The sequence below is a fragment of the Microcoleus sp. A003_D6 genome (assembly GCF_036702825.1).
Classification (GTDB): domain Bacteria; phylum Cyanobacteriota; class Cyanobacteriia; order Cyanobacteriales; family Microcoleaceae; genus Microcoleus.
In genome coordinates, this window is record NZ_JAUBWA010000169.1 from 1 (window position 1) to 11,242 (window position 11,242).

General features: G+C 45.8%; 8 protein-coding genes, 1 tRNA gene and 1 pseudogene. 3 read left to right on the plus strand and 7 right to left on the minus strand.

All coding sequences use genetic code 11. The features are described from left to right. Positions 1-43: 43 nt before the first annotated feature. From QUB70_RS29255 to QUB70_RS29265, 3 genes and pseudogenes are all read left to right on the plus strand, one after another. Positions 44-621: pseudogene (locus QUB70_RS29255) on the plus strand (IS1634 family transposase). A gap of 259 nt (positions 622-880) precedes the next feature. Continuing rightward, a complete protein-coding gene (locus tag QUB70_RS29260; protein ID WP_332985143.1) occupies positions 881-3,313 on the plus strand; it encodes a DUF3987 domain-containing protein in 2,433 nt (810 codons plus the stop codon). A 230-nt stretch (positions 3,314-3,543) separates the two neighbouring features. Next, on the plus strand, positions 3,544-4,500 hold the full coding sequence (locus tag QUB70_RS29265; RefSeq protein WP_332985144.1) for a hypothetical protein: 957 nt from the start codon (positions 3,544-3,546) through the stop codon (positions 4,498-4,500). Between the two features lie 155 nt (positions 4,501-4,655). Here the strand turns inward: QUB70_RS29265 and QUB70_RS29270 are convergent. The 7 genes from QUB70_RS29270 to iscB all read right to left on the minus strand — a co-directional run. Further along, positions 4,656-4,726: transfer RNA gene (locus QUB70_RS29270), tRNA-Gly, on the minus strand. 151 nt (positions 4,727-4,877) lie between these two features. Further along, positions 4,878-6,941 (minus strand): excinuclease ABC subunit UvrC, encoded by a 2,064-nt coding sequence (gene uvrC, locus QUB70_RS29275; RefSeq protein ID WP_332985146.1) that lies wholly within the window; start codon positions 6,939-6,941, stop codon positions 4,878-4,880. 131 nt (positions 6,942-7,072) lie between these two features. After that, positions 7,073-7,357, minus strand: a complete 285-nt coding sequence (locus QUB70_RS29280) for a hypothetical protein (protein WP_332985148.1) — start codon at positions 7,355-7,357, stop codon at positions 7,073-7,075. A gap of 101 nt (positions 7,358-7,458) precedes the next feature. Then, entirely contained in the window at positions 7,459-8,211 is a 753-nt protein-coding gene (locus QUB70_RS29285) for an amino acid ABC transporter ATP-binding protein (RefSeq protein ID WP_332985150.1), read from the minus strand. A 133-nt stretch (positions 8,212-8,344) separates the two neighbouring features. Continuing rightward, positions 8,345-9,541, minus strand: coding sequence for an amino acid ABC transporter permease (locus QUB70_RS29290; RefSeq protein WP_332985151.1), 1,197 nt, complete (start codon positions 9,539-9,541; stop codon positions 8,345-8,347). Between the two features lie 16 nt (positions 9,542-9,557). Beyond that, entirely contained in the window at positions 9,558-10,085 is a 528-nt protein-coding gene (locus QUB70_RS29295; protein ID WP_332985152.1) for a hypothetical protein, read from the minus strand. A gap of 143 nt (positions 10,086-10,228) precedes the next feature. Then, a partial coding sequence (iscB, locus tag QUB70_RS29300; protein ID WP_332985154.1) for an RNA-guided endonuclease IscB occupies positions 10,229-11,242 on the minus strand: 1,014 nt, incomplete at its 5' end.

Genomic DNA, 11,242 nt, shown 5'->3' on the forward strand with positions numbered 1-11,242 from the left:
AGAAAAATTATCAAATTCATTCAAATATCATAAAATTAACAATATTCAATATCAAAAAACAGCCGAATATGAGCAATCAGGTAGACCCAGTAAATTGGCAATGCCCACTCAAATTAATTATCGAGTAACAGGTGAATTAGAGACTAAATTAGAAGTGATTGAAGCTGAAAAGACTAGAGCAGGCAGATTTATTTTAGCAACAAATATTATTGATAAAAATGAATTGAGTAATGACGACGTACTCAAAGAATACAAAGCGCAACAATCTCCAGAAAGAGGATTTAGATTCCTGAAAGATCCGTTGTTTTTTACTTCTAGTGTCTTCGTAAAAAATCCTCAGAGAGTAGAAGCAATTGCCATGATAATGGGACTGTGTTTGTTGGTCTATAGCCTAGCACAAAGAAAGCTAAGACAAGAATTAGAATCTTCAGGAATTTCGGTCAAGAATCAGGTAAAAAATTAACAAATAAACCGACTATGCGCTGGATATTTCAAGTATTTCAGGCAGTACATTTGATAAGGGTAAATGGACAAAAGTAAGTGAGCAATTTAACGGTAGAACATCAAAAGATTCTCGATTGTTTAGGTACAATCTGTCGTCAATATTATCTGATTATTTAATCAGGAGGATTTGACCGATTCAAATTAAAATACTCGATCAAAATAAATTGTTAGCCAATATAATTATTATATTGGTAGAAAAACCGATGGATTTATGGGAGTGTATTGTCAGATAACTTGAGCAAGTTATTGTCATGGAAAAAAGCCGGGATTCAACTTGAGATATTGTCTACTAATTTTCACAAAAAGTAGAAACTAAAGTTAAAAAAGTTAGACTAAAAAAGTTGGATAGCTGGGATTTTTCAAAAATACCAGTAAAATGAATCACATCTGCGGAATGTGGGTTGGAATGCCTGCGACTACCAATATCGGTGGCGGTAGCAAGTTCACCCTTACCGACTCTTTGGACTTGCAAGGTGCAAAGGTGATTGTCATAGTCCCTGACCGAGACAAAAAGGGAATTGAACACGCCGACAAACTGGCTGAACACTTCCCTGATGCTTTGTGGCTCTATCCCTTCCCAGAAAGCAAAGCTTGGGAAAACTTACCAGAGAACGGCGGGCTTGACATCTTTGATTGGATAGAACACGAAAAACTTTCGGCGAGCCAAGTGAAAGCTGCGATCGGAGAGAAGAAAGTTTTCAAGACTTCCCCGCAGGCAGCAGCAAAAGTTTTGACTCATGCCAAGTTTGAAGCCCGCGAACTTTCAGAACTAAAAACTGAAGTCTGCCAACTGCTAGAGGAAAATCTCAAGCGCTCCGACCTGACAATTGCGATCGCAACTCTGTCGCAAAAATACGGGAGGTCAACCCAAGAAATCCGCTCGCTCTATCACGAGCTAGAGCAAGAGCTAGAGCAAGAGCTCGAGCAAGAGTCCGACCTTGCAGACACGAGAATCGGAATTGACCAACTACTTGCCTCTAAATCTGCCAGCGTCAAGCTCTCAGAAATTTTCCCTGAATCTCTGGCCGCTCCTATAGAAGAAGTAGCGCGACGCATGAACCTGAAGCCTGAGTGTTACGCGCTAGCACTGATTTCTGGTGTCTCAAGATTCTTGAAGAATGGCAGCAGCACAATGCTGGTTGAGGAATGGAACAGGTATCGGTGTCGGACTTTTGGCTACTTCGGCGCTCTTATCGCTGAGTCAAGCCAGATGAAGACTCCGGTATTGAACGCCATGATTACAGACCCGCTGGCAGCAATGCGACAAAGGAATCAAGAGAAGTTCAACGCCCAAGAAAAAGCCTACAAAGAGGAGCTTGAACAATGGAAAAACAGCAAGGACGAGAACAAGGGCCCCGCGCCTGATGCCCCTGTAGAGACAATCCCCTACATCACTAAAGGTACATGGGAGGGGATAGCAGGGATGGTAGGTCGGAACCCTAGCCAAGGGATACTCTGGCTGTGTGATGAACTTGCAGGATTCTTTAAATCAGCCAATCAGTACCGCAGCGGCAAGGGAAGCGACAAAGAGGACTTGCTTGAATGCTGGAGCGGTAACCGTGCTGTAGTAGCACGTGCAGCCGGCACTACCGTCAACGTCGGTGCGGTATCCCTTTCTATTTATGGAAACATCCAGCCCAAGGTATTAGAACCCTTTCTGGGAGACGGCAGCGACGATAACGGAACCTTTGCTCGATTTGAATTTGTACAGCAGCCACCAGCCTTAACCCAGATAACTTTAGGTGTGTCAAAGATTGACATCAACCCGATGCTGCAAGCGCTCTACGAAAATGTGGACGCCATCCCGATGATGCAATTCGAGCTAGACGAGGAAGCCCGAAAGTTGTTTGTGGACTATTACAACCACTGTCAGCGACTCCGGCTAAATCATCCCAAGCAAGGGATGCGGGCGATGCTAGGCAAGGCTGCCGAGAAGGTTGGCCGCGTCGCAACCATTTTGCACTGCATCCACGCATCACACTTAGGGGTTGAAGTTTCACGCAAAGTCCCTGCCGAGCAAGTTGCGGCCGCTATCAAGTGGGTTGAATACACGACTCAGCAAGCTTTGAGCATAAATATTGAGGTTTGCAGCCCGGATGCTCTGGAGAGTAATCTCGCAAAAATCATCTCGCTGGCAGAACGCAAAGGGGGTACGGTAACGGCACGAGAGGTCTTACTCAGCTTTAACCCAAAATACCGACCCACTTCGCAAAAAATCCGAGACTGGTTCGGAGAACTGATGACTATGAAGTATGGAGAGGTTACACAAAAAGGGAACAGTATTCTGTTTTCTCTCAACCCAACGTCCACAGTGTCCACAGTCGCCCAAATCTCATACGCAGCAGGCCTTACAGCCGTGGACGCTAGCGTACACACCACGTACACAACGTCCACACTTAACGAACAAAAACACCAAATTCTAGAGGCAACTGTGGACAACTGTGTACGTGGTGTGGACACTAACGTACACACCCTTAAATCCTCTCTAGATATGCCTTTGGATTCAAGTGTGGACAGTGTGGACGTTTTTACACCTCCTCCTGAAACTTCTGAGTCATCAATGATGAGCTGTACTACAGAAGCTGCTAAGCCTGCGACGACCTCTACCAAGAAGCCCCGAACTTTTGAGGTAGGCGATCGGGTAGAAATTACGCAACTATATAGCGACTACCAGGGTCGGAAAGGGGAGATTGGTGATATTGGCTACGGCGCTACGGCGACCGACTACTACATCAAGCTTGAGAATGAGAGGGTAATTGTTGTCATTCCGAGGGACGCTTACACCCCTGCTTATCTGAGAAAACTCTAACCCTGTGGCGGGTAATTTCTAGTTGCCCGCCGATCGACTCACTCTGCAACTCGCATATCTCACCCTGCACCCTGGGTTGATAGCAAAATTGGTCAATTCCCCGGTCAACTTGGCTGCTATTCTGCTGTACGAGTAGGTGGGGAATCGTGCAGCGTGTGTAACCACTTGACAGTTACCTACAAGTTACTTATATTGGTTACAGAAACGTATAGGTAACAGGTAGGTAACTAATGGCAATTCCATCGGTAGTGCAGGGAACGGTAGAGTTTGCGGGAAAGGTATTTGAGCTAGATTCTCCCAGAGGTTCAACGTGGTTAGAGTCTGTAACGTCGTTTAGATTTGAGCCAACCGGAGCAAGCAAGCCCTACACAGTCCGCAAGGAATCGGGAAAGGGAGGGGATTATTGGTACGGTTACAGAAAGGTTGCAGGAAAGTTACACAAGAAGTATGTCGGAAAAAGCTCTGAACTAAGCACCGCAAAGCTTGAGGAGATTGCAGAAGCGCTAAACGTGCCACCAGAACCACGGTTACAGAAAATTACTCAATCGGTTACAGACTCGGTTGCTCAGTCAGTTACCGACACGGTTGCAGATGATAGGCTGACAGCTCTAGAATTACAAGTGCAAGCGCTGCAACAATCTCTAGAAGCTTTGCGGGGTGAACTGCCGGGAAAGTCCGACGCGGGTGATTCTCCCGAGTTACCCATAGTTACAGACACTGAGTTACAGACTAGGCTAGGTAACTTAGAAACAGGGAATGCAGAGTTACGCCGCCAACTAGAGAATTCCGATCACCTGATACGGACGCTTAAGACCGACGTGCAGAAATTGCGATCGCAACTTGCCACAGCCGAACAAAACGCCTCAGAGTGGCAAGAGGAAAATTCAGACTTACTAGCGCAATTGAAAACTCAACGTGAGGAAATCGAATTCTTAGAGGGTGTAAACGAGGGACTCAATGACCAAGTACACGGCGAGCACGGTTTGTACTCTGAAATCCAAAATCTAGAATCTCAACTTGCCAGCCGACCGGAACAGATTGCAGCACCGATCGCGATCGAACTCCCAGAAGCGGCCGACCTGCTCAACCAGTTGAAAGGGCGGCGTAAAAAGTCGAGGGCCGACTTGGCTGACATCAACGCTATTCTAAGGCTTTTAGCAGCAGAGAACGGCTCAAACCCAGTCTAGGTATGGATTGTATTCATTCTGTATTCAAACGAGGCAAATTGTATCCAATTTGTATTCAATTTCTAGTCAATCCAATCCCTGGACAAGCGAGAAAATGGGCAATAAAAAACCTCAAACCGTTGATTTCTCGTGAGTTTGAGGTTTTAACTGTAGTAAGCGGGCAGCGGGAATCGAACCCGCATAGTTAGCTTGGAAGGCTAAAGTTTTACCACTAAACTATGCCCGCACACAGAAACTAAACATACCACAGGTCTCTGGGGATTGCAATAGGTCTGTGCAAAATTTTTCAATACCCGCCTCCAAGTGGCTGAATCGGGACTTACTCGCCGATCGCCCCCTCGCCACAAAAATCCCCGTCTCCCATGCTGCGTAAGGCTTTACGGATGGAAATAATCGTAAATTTGCTGCGCCAGACGCGGGCCAATCCCAGAAACTTCTGCCAACTGTTCGGGAGTCGCTAAACGCAGATAGTCGATCGACCGAAAATGTGCTAACAATTGTTTTTGTCGGTGGTGTCCCAACCCGGGAATTTCATCAAGGCGCGATCGCTTCATTCTCTCGCTTCTTCGATCCCGGTGAAAACTCACAGCAAACCTGTGCGCCTCATCCCGCACCCGGCGCAATAATTGTACCCCAGGCTGCTCAGAATTAGTTGGCAGCGGCAAAGATTCCCCCGGCAAAAATATCTCCTCTCGCTGCTTTGCCAAACTGACAACGCGCAACTCTTCTAGCAAATTCATCTCCCGCAAAACAGCCACAACTGCTGACAGTTGACCTTTGCCACCATCTATCATAATTAAGTCCGGTTTGTCAGAAATAGTATGAGAAACAGAAGAAAAGCTACTGATTTCTTCCGGTTCTCCTAAATTACTCAATTCATCTTCCTTTCTTCTATCTGTTAAATCCGCTACAAAATCCGTTGCCGAACTTCCTTCTTCCTTCTTATTTCGGAATCGGCGACCGATAACTTCTGCTAAACTAGCAAAATCATCAGAATGACCAGATTTAATTTCAGGATTTTTAATTTTGTAATGACGGTAGTGTTGATTAGCCGGCAAACCGTCAATAAATACGACGCGGGAAGCTACGGCGTCAGAACCTTGGATATGAGAAATATCGTAACCTTCAATGCGGCGAGGAACTTCTGGCAAATCGAGAATTTCTGCTAAATCTTCCATTGCTTGAGAATTGCGATCGCTCAATCTTTGCATTCTCGCCAATTCATACTCAGCGTTGCGTTCCACCATCTCAATCAACTCAGCCTTAGTTTGCCGCTGCGGTGTCAAAATCGTCACTTTTCGCCCCTTGCGGTTGCTCAACCAATCAGCTAATATTTCCCCTTCTGGCAATTCGTACTGCACTGAAATTTCGCTGGGAATTTCTACAGATTCGACATTTTGATAGTGTTCTTCCAACACCCGCTGCAAAATCGCTCCGGCCTCTACCCCCCCTCGTTCCCCCCCTTGCCAAGGGGGGGAGGAAAGAGAAAGTTCAGATAACTCTTCCCCCCCCGATTGTAGGGGCGGTGCCCCCGTGCCCGCCCTGGGTATTTCCGCCATAAATCCCAATCTTCCGACCAATTGACCGGCACGAATCTGGAACAATTGAACGCAAGCGTGCTGGGTGTCGGCTGCAAGTGCGATCGCATCTCTGGAAACCGTATCGTCGGGTAAAGAGACTTTTTGACCCGCACTCAAAGACTGCAAACCCTTAATTTGGTCGCGAAGGCGCGCCGCAGTTTCAAAGTTTAAATCTTCGGCAGCTTGTTCCATTTGCGGCGCTAACAAATCGAGTAATTCCTGAGTTCTTCCCTGGAAAATCATCGCCACTTTTTGGATAATTTTTCGGTATTCCTCCGGCGAAGTTAACCCTTGACAAACGCCAACGCAGCGCCCGATGTCGTAATTCAAGCAAGGACGGTCTTTAAACAGCGGTTGAGGGCGCTGTCGCAGCGGGAAAATCCGCTTAATTAAATGCAGCGTAGTCCGCAGCGCCCCTGTATCGACGTAGGGGCCGTAATAGCGGTCTTTTGCACTACCTGCGCGGCGTTTGCGGGTGATAAAAATGCGCGGGTATTCTTCCGACCAAGTTATGCACAAATAAGGATATTTTTTATCATCTTTGAGGAGGACATTAAAGTAAGGTTGGTGCTGTTTTACGAGGTTTGCTTCTAAGGCTAAAGCTTCCGCTTCTGTGTCTGTGGCGATGAATTCAATTTCGCGCACTTGCTGCACCATCATCGCGATGCGGGGACTGAGATTTTGGCTTTCGCGGAAGTAGGAACGGACGCGGTTTCGGAGTTTTTTGGATTTGCCGATGTAAAGGATGCGATCGCTCTCATCGCGCATTAAATATACACCAGGAACCGCCGGAATTTCTTTGAGGCGACTTTCCAAGCGTTCAGCATCTTTAACCAGTGGCAGTGTTTTTATTGATGGCATATAAAATTGAGATTTTCTGGCTTATATATACCATTGTAACGCTGTTATCCGGGTCGAGGGAATCAATCACAAATCAAAACCGCAGAATTATCATTCTCTACCTTATCTAACGGATGTTTTCTCTTAATAAATTATTCCAGCAAATCAAAGAAAGTTTCAAAAGCATGACTTTCATCGGTTGAATAGAATAGAATAATTTTAGCCCAAGAAGCCGAGGAGTTAAGAGCAAATCTTTTTTGCAACCAAGGCTGAAATTCCGAAAATTCTTCCTCTTCTTCGGTGACGGGGATTGCGAGCAAATCGCGGGCGTTTTGATAGCTACACAAGAAGATAAATAGGTTGCTGATAGAACGGGAACCGATGTACATTCCCTGTTTTTTTTGAATGCGATCGAGTAATTCGTAAAATTTAGTCATCCGATCAAATCCGGCTTAAAAACCCTATTTATTTTTCAGTCTGCGAAGGCGAACTTCGTTCAACTGTCAACTGTCAACCGTCAACTGTCAACTGTCAACTGCTACAATATCTGAGATAAAAACTTGCGAGTGCGTTCTTCTTTCGGATTCTGAAAAAACTCTTCTGGCCCTGCTTCTTCCACTAAAACACCGCCATCCATCAATACAATGCGATCGGCAACTTCGCGCGCAAACCCGACTTCGTGAGTCACCACCACCATTGTAATTCCAGTTTGAGCCAAATTTCGCATTACATCTAAAACTTCCCGCACCATTTCTGGGTCTAATGCTGAGGTCGGTTCGTCAAACAGCATGATTTTAGGCTGCATTGCTAGAGAACGCGCAATAGCGACGCGCTGCTGCTGTCCGCCAGAAAGTTGTCCGGGATATTTTTGTGCTTGTTCCAAAATCCCCACTCTTTCTAACAGTTGCATCGCTACTTCTTCAGCTTTTTTCTTCGGCCAGCGGCGCACCCATATCGGCGCTAGCATGACGTTTTGCAAGACTGATAAGTGGGGAAACAGGTTGAATTGCTGAAATACCATTCCTACTTCCCGGCGAATTGTCTCGATGTTGCGTAAGTCGTGGGAAAGTTCTATGCCGTCGATCGTAATTTTACCTTGTTGGTATTCTTCTAAGGCGTTGAATGTGCGAATAAACGTCGATTTTCCCGATCCCGAGGGGCCCATGACTACGACGACTTCGCCCCGGTCTACGGTCATGCTGACGCCGCGCAGTACGTGAAATTGTCCGTACCATTTGTGGACGTTTTCTGCTACGATTACTGTCTCTGGGAGTGTGGGTTGAGTTGCCATGATTTTTTTTATTTTTTAACCGCTGATGGACACTGATGAACGCTGATAGATATTCATGTTTGCAAATTCTCTAATGACTAATGACTACTGACTAATGACTACTGACTAATGACTACTGACTAATGACTGCGGATTAATGACTTTTTTCTAGACTTCGTTCTATTTTGCGGCTGGCTAATGACATTGAGTAGCAAAATACCCAATAGATGATGCCGACGAATATGTAAACTTCGGCGTACCTGCCGATGTAGGATGGATTTGCTAAAACTGCGCGGGATATTCCGATTAATTCTAACATTCCGAACAGGGAAAGCAGGGAGGTATCCATGAATAATCCGATGAATTGACCGCCGATCGCCGGAATGACCGTTCGCAACGCTTGAGGCAGTACAATTAGAATTGTCAGCAGGGGTGTATTGAGTCCGATCGACCTTGCTGCTTCTATTTGTCCTCTGGGCACGGCCTGCAAGCCACCGCGCACGTTTTCCGCCAAGTATGCCGCACTGAATAAAGTCAGCCCAGCAATCGCTCTAATTACTCTATCCAATTTGGGATATTCTGGCGGCAAGAATAGTTGCAGCATCACTTGACCTAAAAACAAAATGCCAATTAAAGGCAAACCGCGAATAATTTCAATGTATAATGTGGATAACAATCTCACAACTGGCAAAGAACTTTGTCGGCCGAGTGCTAGCAATACTCCCAAAGGAAAGGAAAGCACAATACTAATAACTGCTAAAAACAGCGTCAATACTAAACCGCCCCAATCATTTGTTGACACTTCTGTCAAACCCAAGCCGCCTTTAATTAGCCACAAAATTATTGGGAAGGAAAGAACCCAAATTGCAGGCATCCAACCCATGATTTTTGGGTTAATTTGCCGAACGATGGCATAGCTGGCAGCCACTACAATAATATTTGCTAGCAGGTAAAGGCGAGAGGTTAGGTCGATCGGCAAAATGACCGCACCCACAACCGCAGCGCCGAGTATAATTAGTAAAGGCGGATTCCAAAGACGTTCTTGCCGTTGAATGTTTCCCCAAGTTAATCCTCCCAACAAGGCAATTATCGCCGTTACTATCCACAGCCGCCAGTAGAATTCGCTGGGAAATCGGCCGACAAAAAATAGCGGCAAGTTGGCTTCTAACACGCGCCATTGAGCTTTTGTTGTTGCCCAAACGATAATTCCTTTAATAGTTTGGAAGGCGATAATTAGGCTGACTACCGTCAGAATGCTGTTGTACCAGGTACTAAATAAGTTTTTGCGCGCCCAATTCCAAGGAGTGGGCAATTCGGTGGCTGGAGGCGGCAGTCTGGGGGTTGTTTCCATCGGTTATTAGTTGTTATTAATGAGTGATTGCGCTGGCTAAGATCCCTAATATTTTATTGACATCGCTGAGGTAATATTCAGTCAAGTCAATTTCAATAACTTGTTCTTTTAGTTTCATAAATCTCCAGGTAGTCCCGCTAGTAACAGTCCCATAAATCTCAGGAATATCGTTCCCCTCGCGTTCATTAAATATGCTAGCTGCCAACATTTTCGCTACGCACTGTCCCAATTCACTATTGAGATTTTCCGGTTTTGCTTCTACAATTATAATGACTGGTGCATCGACTAACAAGAGTCCTGATGAATGGCCAATCATAAAATCGCAACTTCCGTTTAGACCTTTTTCTGAGTCAACATTAAAGTCAATACCCGAAAATAAGCTAATTTGATTTTGTAATTGTTTTCTGAGTTCGATTAAAATGGGTGCTGCAATCATTTCAGCGCGGGATTTTTGGGTGTTGCTGGCTACGGCTAACGGTACGCTATCTTTGAGAGTTTCTGCTAGTAATTTGCTGCATTCTAACTTTGGTTCTTTGCCAAACAAATCGGCTACTTCCGAATATTTTAATTGAAATGTTTTAAGCGCCCCCTCTAAACTAAAATCACCAGAAAAACGAGCGAGAAGCCCCTGGCTTTAGACATGGGGAGGAAAGCGGCAGCGACAACCGTCGCCTTCACTTAATTTCTTCAAAACCCATAGCTATAGCCATCTTTTTTGTGAATTGCTTTGCAATACTTGTGGCTAACACCTGTCACTCTCCCAGACTTAGTGACGATATCAAAACTGCCTGAAGCACGACATAGAACCCGCCCTGTATAAGAGCCGACTTTCTTCCCTGCGGTAACGGTTGCGCTGACAATATCGCCAGTCTGAAACCCTTTGTGAATTTGCACTCTGGATTTGTGTCGAATGGGAAATCCGTACTGGTTTGTACCGCACATTTGTCGTGTCCCCTGACCTTTTGCCACAATCAACAAAGGCTTTGAAGTCAATACTTTGAGCGTGTGAACGTTGCCCGCACACGCAGCATCAAGCCAGTGCGATTTAGCTAATCCTAACCTATGGCGATTGAACTTGGTTTGCCCGCCCGTACCAGTAGTGACGGGCAATCCCGTTTCTTTAAGTGCATTGAACAATGCCCATCGGGTTGAGTTGACTGCTGCTGCATCCTTGAGTGGTAGCTTTGCTTGTTTGAGGATGCGGAATAGCCGGTCGGGTTTAGCTGCTAGGAATGCTCGAATATCCTGATTGCCTTTCTTTTGATTGCAATCGTGACAAGCCAGCGTTAAGTTAGAAACTCTGTCAGCACCGCCTTTTGACTTGGGGTGAATGTGTTCCACCTCGAACGGTACATTTTCAGCCGAGCAATAAGCGCACTGCCGATGCCATTTTTCTAAGAGATATTGCCGGACTTCGTAACCCTGCAATTCTCCTTGTTGATACAGTACGCCTGAAATTTCAGGGTTTTGTATTAGTTGGGTATCGAACCGCACTAGCTCTTGAACAATACGGGCAATGGGAGCAAATCGAATTAACTTGCGAACCCATGTGAGTGTTGTTTCAATTCGATGCTGCCCCGATGGAGCAAGCCAACCCTCGGGGCGAGTGCGATTGAGGAATCGTGCCTGACGGTATCGAGTTTTGCGATTGCGTCTTCCTCGCCTTAGTTGACGGCGAGAGAGAAGTGCTTCTTTAATTTG